General features: G+C 49.0%; 11 protein-coding genes. All 11 read right to left on the bottom strand.

Features of this window, described 5'->3' with window-relative positions; genetic code table 11:
* Positions 1 to 32: 32 nt before the first annotated feature.
* Complete coding sequence (locus BMW71_RS02785; RefSeq protein WP_092170206.1) at positions 33 to 1397, bottom strand: GntP family permease; 1365 nt, start codon at positions 1395 to 1397, stop codon at positions 33 to 35.
* Positions 1398 to 1446: 49 nt separating this feature from the next.
* Positions 1447 to 2103, bottom strand: a complete 657-nt coding sequence (locus tag BMW71_RS02780; protein WP_092169147.1) for a bifunctional 4-hydroxy-2-oxoglutarate aldolase/2-dehydro-3-deoxy-phosphogluconate aldolase — start codon at positions 2101 to 2103, stop codon at positions 1447 to 1449.
* Positions 2072 to 3067 carry a 2-dehydro-3-deoxygalactonokinase gene (locus BMW71_RS02775; protein WP_092169144.1) on the bottom strand — a complete coding sequence of 332 codons (996 nt, stop codon included), beginning with the start codon at positions 3065 to 3067 and terminating at the stop codon, positions 2072 to 2074. The genes BMW71_RS02780 and BMW71_RS02775 overlap by 32 nt, the downstream gene beginning before the upstream one ends.
* Before the next feature lie 380 nt (positions 3068 to 3447).
* The gene (locus BMW71_RS02770; protein ID WP_092169141.1) at positions 3448 to 6006 is read right to left on the bottom strand and encodes a phosphocholine-specific phospholipase C; all 2559 of its coding nucleotides are present in this window, start codon (positions 6004 to 6006) and stop codon (positions 3448 to 3450) included.
* A 178-nt stretch (positions 6007 to 6184) separates the two neighbouring features.
* On the bottom strand, positions 6185 to 7741 hold the full coding sequence (locus tag BMW71_RS02765) for a SusD/RagB family nutrient-binding outer membrane lipoprotein (RefSeq protein ID WP_092169138.1): 1557 nt from the start codon (positions 7739 to 7741) through the stop codon (positions 6185 to 6187).
* 20 nt (positions 7742 to 7761) lie between these two features.
* Positions 7762 to 11019: a SusC/RagA family TonB-linked outer membrane protein gene (locus BMW71_RS02760; protein ID WP_092169135.1), complete on the bottom strand. Its 3258-nt coding sequence runs from the start codon at positions 11017 to 11019 to the stop codon at positions 7762 to 7764.
* A 335-nt stretch (positions 11020 to 11354) separates the two neighbouring features.
* Positions 11355 to 12719 (bottom strand): aldehyde dehydrogenase family protein, encoded by a 1365-nt coding sequence (locus BMW71_RS02755; protein ID WP_092169132.1) that lies wholly within the window; start codon positions 12717 to 12719, stop codon positions 11355 to 11357.
* A gap of 4 nt (positions 12720 to 12723) precedes the next feature.
* The gene (locus tag BMW71_RS02750) at positions 12724 to 13476 is read right to left on the bottom strand and encodes a gamma-glutamyl-gamma-aminobutyrate hydrolase family protein (RefSeq protein WP_092169129.1); all 753 of its coding nucleotides are present in this window, start codon (positions 13474 to 13476) and stop codon (positions 12724 to 12726) included.
* Positions 13477 to 13479: 3 nt separating this feature from the next.
* Positions 13480 to 14628, bottom strand: a complete 1149-nt coding sequence (locus tag BMW71_RS02745; RefSeq protein WP_092169126.1) for an iron-containing alcohol dehydrogenase — start codon at positions 14626 to 14628, stop codon at positions 13480 to 13482.
* A gap of 39 nt (positions 14629 to 14667) precedes the next feature.
* Positions 14668 to 16026 carry a glutamine synthetase family protein gene (locus tag BMW71_RS02740; protein ID WP_092170203.1) on the bottom strand — a complete coding sequence of 453 codons (1359 nt, stop codon included), beginning with the start codon at positions 16024 to 16026 and terminating at the stop codon, positions 14668 to 14670.
* A gap of 12 nt (positions 16027 to 16038) precedes the next feature.
* Positions 16039 to 17364, bottom strand: coding sequence for an ethanolamine permease (eat, locus tag BMW71_RS02735; RefSeq protein ID WP_092169123.1), 1326 nt, complete (start codon positions 17362 to 17364; stop codon positions 16039 to 16041).
* Positions 17365 to 17745 lie beyond the last annotated feature (381 nt).

Below are 17745 nucleotides of genomic sequence, written 5' to 3'. Positions count from 1 at the left end.
TATTGGGTTCGTTACATTGTTTCGATGGATCCTTACTGAATTACCAAAGATAGCAGCAAAACCAGAACAAAACCAGTCAGAGAAATGATGGTTTCCAAAACGGTCCAGGTCTGCAGGGTTTCTTTTTCCGAGATATCCAGGTATTTCTTCACCAACCAGAATCCGCTGTCGTTCACGTGGGAAAGTATGCACGAACCGGCCGCAATAGCAATACCTATCAACGCTTTTTGCGGGTCGGAGTAATCCATGCCACTTATAACAGGAGCGATCATGCCAGCTGCTGTCACCATGGCAACAGTAGCCGAACCCTGAATAACCCGAATGACTACGGCAATCAAATAAGCCATGACAATCGGGGCTACATTATACGCAATAAACACCGCTGCCAGTGCCTCTCCCGCTCCACTCTGTACCAGAATTTCTTTAAACATGCCACCCGCACCGGTAATGACAATGATCAATCCCGCAGGCGCAAGGGCTTTATCGGAAAATTCCAACAGTTGTTTTGCCTTAAATCCTTTTCTAAAACCCAGGAAATAAGAAGCCACTAGCGTGGCGATGGTCAATGCGATAAAGGGATGTCCTAAAAACTGCAGCAATTGAACGAGATAAGCCTCCCCATCAAAGTAGCCCATGTCCACAAACATGTCCGAAGAAGTTGCGATCAGTATCAAAAACAGCGGCAGCACAATGATAAAGGCAATCGTAAAAAAATCACGCTTACTGGCATTTGTTTCTTCGGTATCTGCAAACTCAATGTGTGCAGGAACCGGAACGAAGATTCGTTTTGAAATAAACCCACCAAATACCGGACCTGCAAGAATGGCGCAGGGCAAGCCAATGACTGCACCAAAAAGAATCATCCAGCCAAGTGGCGCACTGATGATTTCGGCGACCGCCACCGGCCCAGGAGTCGGTGGGATAAACGCGTGCGTTACCGCCATGCCTGCCAGTAAGGGCACCGCAAAATGCAGCAATGATTTTTTCGCCTTGTGGGCCAGGGCATATACCAGCGGAATAAGAATAATAAAACCCACGTCCAAAAAAACCGGTATGGATACAATGAAACCGGTAAGCATCAAGGCCCAGGAAGTGCGTTTTTCACCAAAGCCCCGAATCAGAAAATGTGCCATGGTCTGTGCACCACCGGATACTTCAAGCAATTTCCCAAGGATGGCACCCAACCCAACAACGATGGTAATAAACCCAAGGATATCCCCCATCCCTTTTTGTAAACTGGATAGCAACTGCGGAAACGGCATTCCCGCTGCCAGGCCTACAAAACAGCTGGCGAGAAGTAAGGAAATAAACGCATGTACTTTCAGTTTCATTACCAATACCAGCAGGAGCAATATCGATAATGAAGTAATCAGAAATAAATAGATGGTTTGATCCATAGGGATTCGGGTATTGGTTTTTTGGTTTACTTCTACAAGGGGAGTTCCCTTAGGCGTGTTTTTGGTCTGCAAACGTTTGATACGCAGCCAAAAAAGCAATCAGATGCTTCGTGAGTCCGTTCCAGTCCTTTGATCGCAAAAATTCCTTGGGAACCAGCGCACTTCCTACGCCCACCGCCCGGGCACCGGCCTCAAAATACGCAGCGACATTGTGTTGATCAATGCCGCCGGTCGGCATCAGCGCGATCTCATTTAGCGGAGCCAGTACGTCCCGTATGTAGCCAGGCCCCATCTGAGCCGAAGGAAAGACCTTGACCATCGTCGCTCCCATTTGCCAGGCCTTGTATATCTCCGTAGGGGTAAAGGCACCCGGGAATACTGGTATTTTCTGAGCGACACAATAGTTGATCACATCGATGTCCGAAATGGGCGTGACGATGAATTCTGCTCCGGCATCCAGGGCCTCGTGCATGGCGTTCAGGGTGCATACTGTTCCTGCTCCAATGTTAAGGACCTCCCCAAATTCCGCGACCAGCCGCCCGATATCGGTTTTGGCGTTGTCGGAATTTAGCGTGATTTCCATGGTCGATAGCCCTGCTTTTTGGAAGCACGCAGCTACCCGCAACAAGTCGTCGCTTTCAAGATTTCTAAAAATAGATACGATGGGAGCGCTTTCAAAAGCTTCCCAGGAAAATGCTCTTTTCATGATTAATGGTATCATTTACTATTTCGAACTGCCCGTAAACCACCGCCTGGCGCACCTCCTGTGGTGAAAGGACTTCAGCTTTTACATCTAAAATTTCCATCGCCTTGGCGTACCAGAAATGGAGTGCTCCCTCGGCGCAAAGGTAAACGGCACTACCTGCATCTGTTCCCAAATTACAAACTTCGTTTCCAATCAGCAATCCGCTTAGAAAATGAAAATTATCATTCCGCGTCAATTTTCCAAACAGATCGTTTGTTCGCACCTGAAATAAGTTCCCTAGTAGGTTATTTCTCGCCCCCATTCGCACGCCGCTTTCAAACGCCCGCTCCGAGTCCGGTGTAATTTCTTCCCCTTCCGATACACTTTTTGAAAGGATACTGGACCGGGACATCAACCGAAAAACTTCGCCTGTCATGTAGGTTTGGAAATCAGTTATCAAGAAATCCTTGATCATAATATGCTTGGAATGCGTACCCGGAAACACAAATACGCCCGCTCCGCTGAAATCCGCTCGCTGTAGAATGATTCCGATCAGCTGAGTCTCTTCTCCGCGCATTACATCGGAATCACTTTTTACCCCGGAAAGCAAGAAAAGTGGATGATCCATTTCCTCCGACGGTCCATAAAAATGGATGTTCATCTTACTACCATTCGTTGGAAAGGGAAGCTCCGCGTAGGCCAATTCATCGATACCAATGCTAGAGGAGGCCATACCGGAACAGATGATCATGGTTTCGGCCAGATGCACTTGAAGTTTGTGTTCAAGTGAGCGCACTGCCTCTTTTACTAACTTTCGAAAAAAAACGTTTCGGGCAAGTTCTCCCCCTGCCTCCAGGTAGCTGCGGTTAGCCAATTGTACGCCCATTTCCGAAACGAGTTCCCCAATGATCCGCATGTCTTCCACCCGGACCAATCGAAGTCTGAAAGAACTGGTTCCCCAGTCACAACTTAAAAACTGAATCATACCAACCGTAGGTTATTGGGTGTACCTGGGCCATTTTTTTGAGGGAATCTACTCGTGCATGTTCCATTTAGGAAACCCCTACGGTTAAAACAAGGAAGGGCTGCCTCCCACGTTATCTGCAAGAAAGACCTTTTCAGCCTTCGCTTTATCGAATTAGTCCATAGATCCCCCTAAATTTGGTAAGCAAACTGATACCACCAAAAATAAACCGGTTGCTGAAATTAAGGAAATCAAAATTAATTTCAGAAAAAAAAAAGAAAAAATACACGGGTTGTACCGTTTTTCACGAATTACGTACTAAACGCGCTTCGTTTATTTCTAAAACGCTGCATAAAAAGAAACCCTCCTGGGCCTTTGGTGGTTTGGTTTTTGGCTTTTGCCTAAGTTGCCCGCAGCCCAACTTCTCTTCCCATATACGGATCCGAAAAACTGTGTTTTCCAAATTCAAGACGTCCGCAAAACCGGCGGGAAAAGTGAAGACTGCCTACCGTCCGAACAGAAAAATCGTACCAGCCATGGCTGGAATCGGTGGGTATTCGTATCGGTTCTTTTTTGCCCGCATGCAGCACGATGGTTTTTTTACCCAGGCCATACGCATTGTCCTTCACCTCAAGCGTTACACTTCTTTCCATCTGATTTTCCACATCTAGCTGAAATACGCCGGTTCCGGCACGGGTATCCTTTTGCAGGTAAGAAGCGTGCGTCTTCAAACCACTCGATTTTTTACTTCCACTAATCGATCGAAAAAACCCATTGGGGCCATAGATCAGCAATTCGTAGTTCTCTCCCACAAAGTTGTTCAGTGGCCAATCGAAGTACAATTCATCCCCAGCATTTACGGCAAAAGACCAAGTCCGGCAGGATTCCGACTCGCCTGATTCTTCCAAACGGTATGCCCCCGGGGCATAGACAAGAAATGGTGCGGCAAGCGCCTTTTTCCCAAACTGCCGGTCCGAAGCCTCGAATTTGACGCGAAGACTAGTGCCCGGTTTATCCAAATTTCCCTCAACGTAAAGTTCGTAAGGCAGGGCATTGGAAGGCTTGATTCCAGGTTCCTGGGCAGGAATCCAAGGAGACCTTCGTGGATCATTGTTCGCCTGCGCAATTTCATTCTCATCAAGTGCTTTGAAATTATTCGGTAGCTCTTTGAATCCGGCGCTATGAATGGTTTTTACGTGTCCCTCGAAATCCACAAAATCCGGCAGCGGAATTTGCTCTCCATTGTACGGCCTGAAAACCGAGGTCAAATCTCCGCAAACGGCCCGTCTCCACGTACTTATAGTATCCTCGCGGATGGTTTGTTCGGTTTTATGCGAGAGAAATTTCTCAAGAAAAAGTATGGTGGAGGAGATGTCGCAGACCTGAGAATTAACCCATCCCCCCCTACTCCAGGGCGAAGCAACAATTAGCGGCACGCGATAACCCAGACCAACGGGACTTTCCCGGGCATTCTCTGGCTTCATTCCCGGATAGGTTAGCTCCTGCTCCAAGGTCACAAACTCGGTACGTGCATCCAGACCTTCCGAAACGATACCGGTAGCCGGGTCCCCGGGCTTGGGCGGTACAAATGGGGGAATATGGTCAAAATACCCGTCGTTTTCGTCGTAATTGAGAATAAAAATCGTCTTTTTCCACACCTCTGGATTCTTGGTCAAAATCTCCAGGGCTTCCGACACGTACCAGGCGCCGTACCAGGGGGCACTGGGATGGTCTGAAAATTTCTGTGGAGCCACCAGCCAGGATACGGCCGGTAGCTTGCCGGCATCCACATCCTTTCGGAATTGATAAAAAATATCGCCTTTGGGGATTTTTGTGGAACGTTTTTCGGAGCCATCCAGGTATTCCAGGGTTTCGGTACGGTGGTAATTCGGGTCTCCTTGATTTACTGTAAACGCCCGCCGATGCAGCTCTTTTTCTTTCTCGCCTAACCCGGCAAATGTATCCGGATTGTACCTGGATAGGGTATTTTCGACAACTTCCAACGCCTGTCGTTTTGCCTTCATTTCATTTGAAATGGTCGCTTTTTTAGCAGCATCGGCAGCCGCATGTTCCTTCTCCAGCCCGGCTATTTCCTGCGGAAGATTTTTTTGCTGATGCAACAAAAACGCATAATGGCCAGGCGTAAACCGGACGCCAAATTGCGTGAACCATTCCAGGTTGTTATCTGTAAAATTAGCCAGCCAGGATTCATCCTCCCCTTCCAAGAGGGTGTTGACACTTACCTCATTTTGGTAAATCCGCCAATCCACCCCGTGCTCCTGAAGGCGATCAGGGAAGGTTTTCCAGCTCACTTCTTTTCCGTACGTATGTTCACCGTTACGCACCAAGGGTTTTTCTCCGGGATTTCCGACGGACTTTCCCGCCCATAGGTAATTCCTATTGGTAGTGGTGCCGGTAAGCGAAGCACAAAAGTGTTGGTCACAAACGGTAAATGCGTCCGCAAACGCATAGTAAAAGGGGATGTCTTCCCGGTCATAATACCCCATGGTCATGGGCACATGCGCAAATTCCTTTCTACCGGGACGCTTGGCTTCGATCCAGCCATCGTATTTACCCTGGTTTCGGGCATCTACCTGATCTTCCCAGGAGTGAGGAATCGCACTCATCCAGGTGGCCTTCGTGTCTTTGATATTCAAACGAAAGGGTGCAAATGTCTGACCTTTGGCATCTCGCTGCAACCAAACCAAATCTTTGTTGGGAAGCCGGATGGCACGGGGATCGTTAAAGCCACGCACCCCCTTTAATTTTCCAAAACAATGGTCAAAAGAGCGATTTTCCTGCATCAAGATGACCACATGTTCGGCATCCAGAAAAGTGGTACCGGGGTCCGGATTAATGGCCATGGCTTTATGAATGGAGGATGGAAGGGCGCCCCATAGGCCCAATCCACCGGAAAAAAGTGCTGCTTTTTTTAAAAACTCCCTTCTGTTTTCATTCATGAATTTATACGTTTGACGAATCAATTGTACATACCCGAATGCGCAATACCGTGCGGCACTAGCGGCGACTGTATTTCAATCGTCGGCCCCTTGCACGCCCGATTGCGGCTTTTCCGGAAACGCTATGGGTACAAAAAGCCAGGTGGGTACTGACTTTCCCCACCCGGCCAGGATCTATTTATTCCACGTCCCACCAAACTCGGGTAGTAATGCGATCCTCACCTTGCACGCTTACGGCTTGCTGGTAATTTTCCCGATTAAGCGCTTGTACTCCCGTGGGATACATAAACCGAACGGGAACCGTCTCAATATAGGCTGCCGGCCCCGGTTGAATGGCAGGAATCCCGGTTCTTCTCCAATCGAACCATCCTTCCAGCCCGTTGAAGAACAGCGCCAACCATTTCTGGGTGCCGATCTTTTCCAGCTTTTCCTGCTGGCTACCGGTATAGGTCACTGCGGCTTGGGAAAAATAGTCTGCCTCCGGCTGCACGGCATCTGCCAACTCGTTTAAGTTGGCAATTCGCAACCGCTCTTCGTAATAATCAAAGGATGCTTTGATGCCATTATCGTAATAAGTACTTGCATCGCCGACGGAAATATACCCTTTTTCCCTGGCTTCAGCCAAGAGGAACTGCAGTTCTGAATACCCCATCAACATGGTTTGAAAGCCAATTGGCGAAGCGTATTCCGAACAGACCAGGCAGGAAAACAACAAGCCTACGCGGGAAATGAAATTCGAACCTCCCCTGTTGGGATCCCCAGTTGGAGAAAATTCGAGTGCGTCCTCATCCGCAAGGCCATTCGGAACCCCCGCGTAATCCTCCGGATTGCCAATGATTCCTGCACCACTCGCGTTGGTGGGCTGAAAATAGGCGAAAAGACGCGGATCGCCCAGGTCTTTCAAATAGCCTTCAACGGTGGTACTGAGCCGGTACTCGTCGAACGAGCCCGAACGGGTCGTATACAGGTAGTGCTGATTGGGCACATCGGGCAAATACTGAAGGGCGGCATTGTCTTCGTTTCCTTCAAATATGGGAAATTGTTGCGGATTTGACACAATCGCCTGCATGGCTGCTGAGGGATCGTTCCGGCCCGAAAGCCTCATCAATGCCCGTAAACGCAGGGAATTTGCCAGCTTTTTCCATTTCATGATATCGCCTTGAAAAAGAATGTCCCCATTCAGTGCCTCGGCGGAGGTTCCCAGCAACTGATTGGCCTGCTCCAAATCACTCAATATGCCCTGATATATCACTTCCTGCCGGTCAAATTTCGGATAGTTGATTCCCTCCTTTGCGCCGGTGGCCTCTGTATAGGGAAGATCTCCGTACGCATCGGTCATAAAGGCATACATGAGGGATTTCATAACCAATGCGACGCCGACGTAATTGTTTTCCCCTTGATCGGTGGACTGCAGTACCACGTTATTCACGTCTCGAAGGGTATTGTAAAATACGCTGTAGGGATTTCCCTCCGGTCCCCAGTTGTACCGATCTTCATTGGTAAACTGAATTTTCGCCGTGTATTGCATGACCACGTTGCCAATTCCCCATCCCTTGCCGATGATCTCATTGGACGCGTTGCGAATGATGTTCGGTAATAGCAGGGAGGAGCCAACCATTTCCGGGCTATTGGGATTTCGGTTGACTTCTTCAAAATCTTTGTCACAACCCGTTAGCAGTCCTAGCAGCAGGAGCAGAAACCAGGTACTTAATGTATTTATTCGTATTGCTTTCATGATCTGTTTGCGTTTGGAAATTAAAACTTAAGGTTGAGGTTAAACCCAATGCTCCTGGAAGAAGGATATGCCATATCTTCTACGCCCGGGATAAGGGTACCTCCGCTCATGGACATCGTTTCCGGGTCGAAATGTGGATTCTCCGTCCATAAAGCCAGGTTTCTGGCCACCAGGGATAGCCGGGCTTCCTGGAAGGGCAACTTACCCATGGATGTTCCCGGAATGGTATACCCAAGCGTCACCTCGCGAAGCTTTACAAAGGAGGCATCGTATTTTGCTGCTTCCACGTTGCTTCGCTCGTAGTAGCGGTTGTGCCAGTCTCTGGAACTGATTTTTCGGTCATTGGGAACAAAACTTCCATCGGCATTCCGAATCACACCCGGGCTAATGATCCCGTTACCGTCCATGGATAAGTCGTACCCATTTTCACGGCCTAGGAGCGTTTCTTCCAATTGCCCAGCGGTACTTCCGATGGTTTTGGTTCGGGAAACGACGATGCCACCGTACCGAATGTCAAACAGGAAACCAAAGGTAAATTTCTTGTAATTAAAACTATTCTGAATACCGAGCATCCAATCCGGGTTGTAGTTCCCCTGAAGCACGAGTTCGGGCGATGTCAACGGGGTACCGGAGGTATTGTGAATGATTTGTCCAAAATACGGGCTGTTCGCATCATCCACCCGGGCAAATCCCCTTCCGTAGATATTTCCCATTCGCTCGCCGATTCGGGCCTGAATGGTGGCTCCATTTCTTCCCACCATCGAATAGGAATCCAGCTCATCGGTCAACTCCAGAACTTTGCTTCGGTTTCGGGTGAAGTTTGCCATGATGTTCCAATTCAAGCCGTTCACATTTTGCAAGGGACTACCTGAAAGTACGAGTTCGATGCCATTGTTTTGGATTTCACCCGCATTGATGATCCGGCTGGCATAACCCGTGGAAATGTCGAGTTCGATCGGAATAATCTGGTTTCGCGTACGGTTGTCGTAATAGGTGAAATCCAGCCCCAACCTTCCCTTCAACAGGCGGATATCTGTTCCAAACTCCACCGACCCGGTTCGTTCCGGTTTAAGTTCGGCATTTGCCAGCCTATTGGACTCGGTTTTGCTCTGTATGGAACCCCATGCGACTGCCGGGTTAAATACGTTGGTCAGGCTATACGGATTGGTATCGTTTCCAACTTCCGCGTAGGCAGCCCGAATCTTAAAGAAAGAAACGAAATCCGGTAGGGTAACCATGTCTGAGATTACGCCACTCATGGTAGCTGAGGGGTAAAAATAACTGTTGTTCGACACCGGCAAGGTACTGGACCAGTCGTTTCTTCCCGTGATGTCGAGAAAAAGGATGTTTTTGTATCCGATTTGGCCGAAGCCGTACAGGGAATTGATGCGTTTTTCGGAGACCATGTGGTCTACCTGAAGGTTCACCGCAGTATTGGTGAAATTGTAAATTTCCGGAATCAACAACTGGGGTGCCATGGTTCGGGTAAACCGATTTTCCTGGATCATTTGGTTTCCTCCCAAAGAGACCGTGTAGGACCAATTCGGCTTTTCCGTCTCGGAATAACTCAGCAGGAAATCGGTATTACGTTCGTTAAAGAATACGGCATCTTCCCTGTAGCTCCCAAAGGGAAAGCGCTGGGTACTAAAGGCCCGCTTCCGGTCGCGAAGGTCGTTGTACAGGTCCAGCCCTGTCCGTACCATGAGGTTCAGCTTGTCGGTAAATTTATAATTCACCACCACGTTTCCGAAAATCCGGTCCTTGGATTGTCCGTTGGTATTCTCGTATACGTTAAAGTAGGGATTGTCGTGGTAATTGTAATTGTAGTTAAATTGCTGCCTGCCTTCCAAGCCCGGCATCCAGTAATCCCGTAGATTTTGGGTATTGATTTGACGCCCGTACCAAATCCATAGGTACATCAGACTTTCGGTACCGTAACTAATGCTGGGTCTGTTCCCACTTGCGGAATTTTGGTAGTTGATAGCAGTGGTAATGGAAAGCCGATCCGTAATTTGACTCATGCCATTAAACGCCAGGGTATTTCGCTTTAGGTCGGTGTTTGGAATCGTTCCCTTTTGGTCCAGATTGGTCCAGGAAAAGCGGAAATTTGATCGCTCATTTCCAGAAGCAATGGAAATATTATTGGAAAGGGTCCGCCCTGTTTGGAAAAAATCATTGATATTATTTGGTTGGGAGACCCAGGGCGTTGGCGTGATGGTGCTACCCGCCGGAGCATTCAGGTCTCCTCCCCTGAATCCGGCTACATCCCGCGGTGAGTCAAATTGAGGAATCAGGGTTCCCTGGTCCATAAGTGGGCCCCAACTCTCGTCCACACCATCAGCAATACCGGCACCGGCACCGTTTACGAATGTAAACAAGCCATTGTTACCTTGTCCATACTTGTCCTGCCAATCAGGCAGCCGCAAGGGCGTATCGAAGGTGGTATTCGAATTGATGCTTACGCCCAATCCACGTTTGTTTTTACCGGATTTGGTGGTGATCAAAATGGCACCGTTTGCCGCCCGGGAGCCATACAGCGCGGCGGCTGCCGGACCCTTCAAAATACTCATCGAGGCGATGTCGTCGGGGTTGATTTCGCCTGCCGGATTACCGTAGTCCACTTCCTGGTTACGGGATCCGGAGGAACCCACGATATTGTTGCTGATGGGAACCCCATCTACCACGAATAGGGGTTGGTTTGCATTGATATTCAACGAGGATTCACCCCGAATGGTTACCCGTGAAGAGCCCCCCACGCCACTGGAAGAGTTGGTAATCTGTACACCCGCAACCCGGCCACTGAGCGAATTGATCACGTTTGTTTCCCTTGCTTCGGTAAAGCGGTCGCCATCAACTGCCTGCACCGAATACCCCAGCGCTTTTGTTTCGCGCTCCACGCCCAGTGCCGTCACCACTACCTCGTTGAGCTCCTCCGAGGAGTACTCCATCACGACATTTAGTAGGGATTGGTTACCAACGACTATCTCCTGAGACTGAAAGCCGATGTAGGAGAAGACCAAAATCGCCTCATCGGAAGGCACTTCCAATTCAAAATTTCCGTCCAGGTCGGTAACGGTACCCCTCGTGGTTCCTTTTATCAGTACCGAGGCCCCCAAAACCGGCTCCGAATCGGAGCTTTCGGTCACCTGTCCCCGAACCGTTCGGGTTTGCGCCAAAAGCATGTTGGCATTACCCAGCAGTACTACCAGAGTCAGTATTCCCAGTCCGTAGGAAGGACCGAAAAAACGACTCCTTAGGTAAAGTAGTGATTTTTTCATAATGAATGAACTGTTAGTTTGGTGTGGAATAAAAAAAGGGGCAGGTTTTACCCCCGACATTACATGTAGGTTCAATAGGGCCATGCATGACACAACAGTGCTGCTTTGCAAAACGCTACCCGGGGATCCGGTCTTCCCTGGAAAACGCCGCGAAACAAACTATCTAAATTAATTATTATAAATATAAATATATTTTATGTGCGATGCATGCCGAGTCGTAAAATTGATTAGGAAAATGTTTTTAAAAAAAAATTTCCGTTTATCATATTATAAACAAACCATGAAAAGCTTAACGATTCATTAAAAGACCTCAATTGACCGGTCGCAACTTCCCCCTAACCCTTTAGATGATAGGCCTTTGGCTGGGTAAAGGCACGGATACCGAGGTACGATAGCGTGACACCTAGCCCTGAATTCTTTCGCCCGGTCCATGGCAGGTTTGGACTGACCCGGTCGCAACAATTCCAATACGCGGTACCGGTCGGCAATTGCTCCAGGACCTGAACAGCACGGGATTCGCTGTCCGAAAAAACCGCAGCAGTCAACCCATAGCTCGTGTCCTTCATGAGGGCTACGGCTTCTTCATCGTTCCGAACGGATTGAATCCCGATGATCGGGCCAAAAGACTCCTCGCGCATGACTTTCATTTGATGCGATACCTGCGTCAGGACGGTAGGTTCCCAAAAGTATCCCTCCGTCTTGCGTTGCCTACCGCCTGTATGCAGTACGGCTCCTTTCTCAAGCGCATCTTTAACCTGATCCCGCAACACCTCCATTTGCTCCTTTCGGGTGACCGGTCCGATAAACGTTCCTTCCGCTAGCGGATCGCCCATTGCATACCCCTGTACTTCAGCTACAAAGGCCTTGACAAATGCATCGTACACGTTTTCGTGTACGTAGATTCGCTCCACCGCACAGCAACTTTGGCCGTTGTTGTAAAACGCTCCTTCCGCGGCATTGATTGCGGCCTGCCTAATATCCTTCACATCGTCCATAATGTAGAGCGGATCCTTTCCTCCCAGTTCGAGCTGTACCGGCACCATTTTGGCCGCTACCTTTTGAGCGATGTATTTTCCAGTCTGGTAGGATCCGGTAAAAAAATACCCATCCAAATCCGCATCCAAGAGCATTTCTCCCACGGCCGCGCCCCCGATAAAGCAGTCGAACACATTAGCGGGTACTCCGGCTTTGATCAACAAGTCCCTGAATTTAAGTCCGGTCAAACTGGCGTATTCGGAAGGCTTATAGGCGACTGCATTCCCTGCAAGCAGGGCATACAAAAAGACATTGTATCCTACGTTGTAAGGAAAATTCCAGGCAGATATGTTGGCTATTACCCCCAACGGTTCGTGAACGATTTCCTCTCGGACCGCGCCCGCTGTCACGACCCGTTCCCGGGCCAGCCAGGTGGCAGCATTTGCCTGTATGTGTTCGATGCGATTGTGTGCCCCGCGAATTTCGTTACGGGCTTGTTCCAATGGCTTTCCGGTTTCGGAGGTAAGCACCAGCGCCAGGGTTTCGATTTCCTGCTTTACCAGTGTTCCGAATTGAATGATGATTGCTATTCGCTCCTCCAGTGAACGATGGGCCCAATCGGGTTGCCCCTTTTTTAGCCGTTCAATTTTGGCCGCCACTTGACTGGGCGTGTCGGCAGGTAAGGACTGAATAAGCTTCTCGTTTGCTGGATTTATAATGTCCATGTACTTAGCTGTTTTTGATGGTTTCGATAAAATAGTGATACAGGCGGAGGGGATCTAGATGCGGAGCCGTTTTTCCCACCGAAAATTCCGGATGCCATTGCACGCCGATTACAAGCTGTCCGTGAAGATCGTTCGCCTGAATGGCTTCGGTCATGCCGTCTTCCCGACATCTCGCCAATACTTCCAGCCCCTTCCCAAGATCTTTTATTCCTTGGTGATGCACCGAATTAACGGTATCTCGTTCCTTTTCCGGATAAATCTGTTGCAATGTTTTTCCAGGCACCAGGTCAATTTTATGTGTTAGCTGATCGTAGCGCTCGGCATCTCGGTGAAGGATGGCTTCCGGTACCTGATGGGCGATGTCCTGATAAAGGGTTCCTCCAAAATACACGTTAATCAACTGCAAGCCCCTACATATTCCCAGCACGGGTTTTCGATGCCGGATTGCGTAATCCATAATTCCCAATTCATACGCATCCCTATAGGGGTCGCCCAACCACTTTCCTGCAATTATGGGGTTTTCACCATAACTTTTTGGTGCCAGGTCCGTGCCTCCCTGAAACACAAATCCGTCCAATTCCCCCAGCAGGTTCTCCAACCGCTCGACGGGCAAATTGGGAATCAGTACCGGTAGGATTCCTGCTTGAGAAAGGTAAGAAAACATATCACATTCCACATAAGCCAGGTTTTTTGGCCCGAATACCAGGCGGGAAGGATCGGCATACATAAAACAGGCACTGATACCAATTTTGAGCATGGCCTATAACGCGTTTACGTACATGGTTTCAAAATCCTTTTCCGTGACCGGTTTGGGATTATTGGGGTGGCAAAAATCGGCCAGTGCCAGGGCTGACAACGTTGGAATATGTGACTCGAGAACTCCTATAGCGGACAGCCGTGTTGGAAGCCCCAATTTGGAATTCAAATCGTTGATGTAGGCTGGGAGAAACGCGCCTTCTCCCTTCGCAAACCCAAGCATCAGCGCCATTTGATCAAACTTTTCCTCGCATCCCGGATAGTTAAAGGCCAACCCCTGCGGCAAATTGATCGCATTTGCCAGTCCATGGTGGGTATCCAAAAGGCTGGAAAGCGGATGGGCCAGACTGTGCACCACACCCAGACCTTTTTGGAAGGCCACGGCCCCCATCATCGAAGCCATTAGCATGTCGCTACGGGATGCCAGGTCCGGGGCATGGGTAGCTTTTTCCAGTGACTTTCCGATCAGCTGAATCGCTTCCAGGGCAATTCCGCTACACATGGGATGCCAGTTTTTGGACAAATATGCCTCGATATTGTGGGTAAGCGCGTCCATTCCCGTTGCGGCTGTGATAAAAGCGGGCAGTTCCATGGTCAATTCCGGATCGGCAAAAACCATCTTTGCCAAAAGTGAGGGGGCAAAAAGTATCCGCTTCTTCTTACTTTCGTCCTCGGAAATAATGGCACTTCGTCCGACTTCACTTCCGGTTCCGGCCGTCGTAGGAATCGTCACAAAATGGGGAATGGGTTCTGTTACGTATTTATCACCTCCGATCAAATCATCGTAGTCAAAGAGATCCCTTGGATGATGGATGCTCAACGCGATGGCGCGCGCAACGTCCAGACCCACGCCGCCCCCAATGCCAACAATTCCGTCTCGCTGGGTGGAGAGATAGGCTTCTTTGCCTTGTAGTACATCCGATTTTATGGGATTTTTATGCACCTCCGAAAAAATCTCCACGGAGATTCCCGCCTCCTGCAATTGTACACAGATCTTTTTGAAAAAATCTAGTTCACGTACCAACGGGTCGGTGACGAGAAGGGGCCGGCTGAGTCCCTGGCTTTTTAAATAGGCGCCCAATTCAGCGATTACACCGGCACCAAAGCGAATGGCGGTTGGAAAACTAAAACTATATTTTTGTTGGGTATTCATGCGGCAAGGTATGAGTCGTTTTTACGTATTTAAAGGTAACTAGATGATTTCAAAATATCTTTTTCGTTCCCAATCGGTCACTTTGGAAGCAAATTCTCTGCATTCCCATTCCCGGGTCTTGCAGAAATGCTGTACAAAATCGGAACCAAAAAGGGTCGCTGCCAGGTCCGAATTTTTCATGGCCGCTGTCGCTTCCTGAAGCGAGGTAGGAATGATTCCATTGGCGTAATCCTCGTATCCATTCCCCACCGTGGCTGGCTGTTCCAGTTCCAATTGATGTTCGATACCATAAAGACCAGCGGCCAGGCAGGCAGCCATGGCCAGGTACGGGTTTACATCCGAGCCAATTACGCGGGTTTCGAGCCGGGTAGAGGCTTTGCCGCCCGACAGCACACGTAGTGCCGTGGTCCGGTTGTCTCTGGCCCAGGTGAGTGTGGTCGGCGCCCAGGCCCCTTCTACCAATCGTTTGTAACTATTGATCGTGGGAGCAAACATGGGAAGCATGAATGGCAGGCAATGCAATTGACCGGCGATGTACTGCCGCATCAAAGGGCTCATGTTCCATGGATCTGCTGCATCGTAAAACAGGTTGGTATCCAATCCGGTATCCCACAAACTTTGGTGTACATGCCCGCCATTTCCCGGCAGGTCTTCCGTCCATTTGGCCATAAAGGTAGCCATCAATCCGTGTTTGTAGGCAATTTCTTTTACACTGGTTTTGAATAAAACCGCCCGGTCGGCCGCGGCGAGTAGTTCACCGTACTGAATGGCCGCTTCGTATACCCCTGGGCCTGTTTCTGTATGTAGTCCTTCCAGCGGGATCCCAAAGCGGTGGCAAAGATCAAAGAGATCGTTAAAGAAAGCACTTTTTAATGAAGCCCGGAGATGGGAATAACCAAACATGCCCGGGGTCATGGGCTTTGCGTCCCCCGGCTGGTTTCCGGCAAACCCATCGGGGCTTACCTCAAAATTAAACCACTCGAATTCCTGGGAAAAAAGCGGACTGAATCCCATATTCAGGGATTTTTGGCGGATGGTTCGCAGTAGGCTTCGAGGACAGACCAACGCTCCCCCATCGGTATCCCCGTTAAAATCGGCCAAAAAGAAAGGAAGATCATTTTCCCAGGGAATGTTTCGCTGGGTGGATAAATCAACACGCGCCTTAAAATCCGGGTATCCGGTATGCCAACCCGTAACGGACACGTTATCGTAGGATTTATCCTCCATATCCCATCCGAAGACCACCGCACAGAAACCCATTCCGCCTTCCAATAGGGAAGAAAACTTATCCAGGGACACCACTTTGCCTCGCAAGACACCGTCTATATCTACGATGGCTAATTTAACCTTGCCACAGGAACGTTCTTTTAGCGAACGAATAACTTCTTCATTGGTCAATTCCATAGCAGGTCAGGGTTTGTAGATGAATATTCTGAAAAACAGGTACGATCCAATGAGCATCGCAAAAAACAAGAGTGCAAGCATCAGATTATACAGCGTCATTGCAATCAGGGAAATACTGGCGATAACCAGCGCCACCATGGGAAAGAGGGGATACATGGGCACTTTGAAAGGTCTTTCCAGCTCCGGTTCATTTTTACGCAGGTAAAAGAAGGCGATCATCGAAAGGATGTACAATCCCAGGGCACCGAAGACAGCAATGGTGATAATTTCGCCGGTTTTACCGGTTAGCAGGGCAATGATCCCTACAATCATATTGAACAGCAGGGCATTTCCTGGAGTTTTAAAGCGCTTATTTACCTTTCCGATCGCTTTGGGCGCATAGCCGACCCGTCCAAATTCGAAGGTGGTTCTACCGGCAGCGAGGATAATTCCGTTAAAGGAAGCCACCAGACCAAACAAGGCGATAAACGTCAATGCCTGGTAATACGGATGCCCCTGCCCCACTACCATTTCCATGGCAAGCGGCAGCGGCGAATCGGAAGCTACACCGGAATCATCCGGATACACAATGGCCTCCCAGCCTCCTACTCCCACGGCTGCAACAAAGGTCAACACACAAAGAATAACCAACGTCAATAAGGCAGAACCGAAGCCCTTAAGGATATTTTTTTGGGGATTAATGGTTTCTTCCGCCACATTCGCGACTCCTTCTATGGCAAGAAAAAACCAAATAGCAAAAGGAATGGCGGCGACAATGCCCATGTATCCCTGGTGAAAGCCTTTTACAGAAAGGTTTGCCGCGTCAAATTCCGGCAAGGTCACGCCCGCAAAGAAAAGCAATCCCAAAACCGCCACAATCGTGATAAACAATTCAAAGGTAGCGGCTATTTGGAGTCCCACCACATTCAGCAAAGTAAAAATGAGATAGGCCCCTATACCGATCCAAATTATGTCCCATTCCGGAAAAAATATGCCAAAATAAGCCCCAATAGCCGAAGCAATGGCTGGTGGGGCAAAAATAAACTCGATGTTCTGTGACATTCCTGCCAAAAAACCCAGGTGTTTTCCCAGGCCTCTCTCGGCGTAGGAAAACGCTCCCCCCGCACGCGGGATGGCGCAGGCCATTTCAGTATAACTAAAGGTAAAGGTTACATACATGAGAATGACAAAAAATACCGCAATGGCGGCCCCCCATGTTCCCCCTTCCGCCAGTCCCAGGTTCCAGCCAAAATAATTGCCGGAAATCACATAACCTACTCCCAGGCCCCAAAGCATGAAGGGACCCAAGGTCTTTTTAAGTTGGTTTTCGTTGTCAGTGGTTGATTGATTCATGTGTTTCTTACTTGATTAGCGGGTAAACAGACCATAACAAGGCACCATTCATTTCGCGCAAATTTGGGTGGGGCCTCCCAGGGAAAATTTTATAAAATGGCCGCATTAAAATTAAAAATTAATTCGGAATAAAAGACAGCTTCCCTCAATTTTTGAAATAGATCGGACCAACTCTTTAAATCTCTTATGGACGGGAGGCTGAAGTTGGACGGACGGAATCCAAAGGTCATGCGGCATGCATCCAATTCGTAAGCCCATCTATTTGGATACCATCCGTCAATGCAGAGGCAGATGCCAACCGGATTACGTTGAACAAAGGTTTTCAGGTAAACCGGAACCTTTTTGGTAAAAGCGGCATTTAGTTTGGACTCACGTGGCTCA

The sequence above is a fragment of the Cyclobacterium xiamenense genome (assembly GCF_900109255.1).
GTDB lineage: Bacteria > Bacteroidota > Bacteroidia > Cytophagales > Cyclobacteriaceae > Cyclobacterium > Cyclobacterium xiamenense.
This window is presented reverse-complemented; position numbering and strand designations above follow the sequence as displayed.

Bases quoted from the DNA above. Each gene is read 5' to 3' on its own strand.
- BMW71_RS02785 (WP_092170206.1), bottom strand. From the start codon at position 1,397: ATGGATCAAACCATCTATTTATTTCTGATTACTTCATTATCGATATTG.
- BMW71_RS02780 (WP_092169147.1), bottom strand. From the start codon at position 2,103: ATGAAAAGAGCATTTTCCTGGGAAGCTTTTGAAAGCGCTCCCATCGTA.
- BMW71_RS02775 (WP_092169144.1), bottom strand. From the start codon at position 3,067: ATGATTCAGTTTTTAAGTTGTGACTGGGGAACCAGTTCTTTCAGACTT.
- BMW71_RS02770 (WP_092169141.1), bottom strand. From the start codon at position 6,006: ATGAATGAAAACAGAAGGGAGTTTTTAAAAAAAGCAGCACTTTTTTCC.
- BMW71_RS02765 (WP_092169138.1), bottom strand. From the start codon at position 7,741: ATGAAAGCAATACGAATAAATACATTAAGTACCTGGTTTCTGCTCCTG.
- BMW71_RS02760 (WP_092169135.1), bottom strand. From the start codon at position 11,019: ATGAAAAAATCACTACTTTACCTAAGGAGTCGTTTTTTCGGTCCTTCC.
- BMW71_RS02755 (WP_092169132.1), bottom strand. From the start codon at position 12,719: ATGGACATTATAAATCCAGCAAACGAGAAGCTTATTCAGTCCTTACCT.
- BMW71_RS02750 (WP_092169129.1), bottom strand. From the start codon at position 13,476: ATGCTCAAAATTGGTATCAGTGCCTGTTTTATGTATGCCGATCCTTCC.
- BMW71_RS02745 (WP_092169126.1), bottom strand. From the start codon at position 14,628: ATGAATACCCAACAAAAATATAGTTTTAGTTTTCCAACCGCCATTCGC.
- eat (WP_092169123.1), bottom strand. From the start codon at position 17,364: ATGAATCAATCAACCACTGACAACGAAAACCAACTTAAAAAGACCTTG.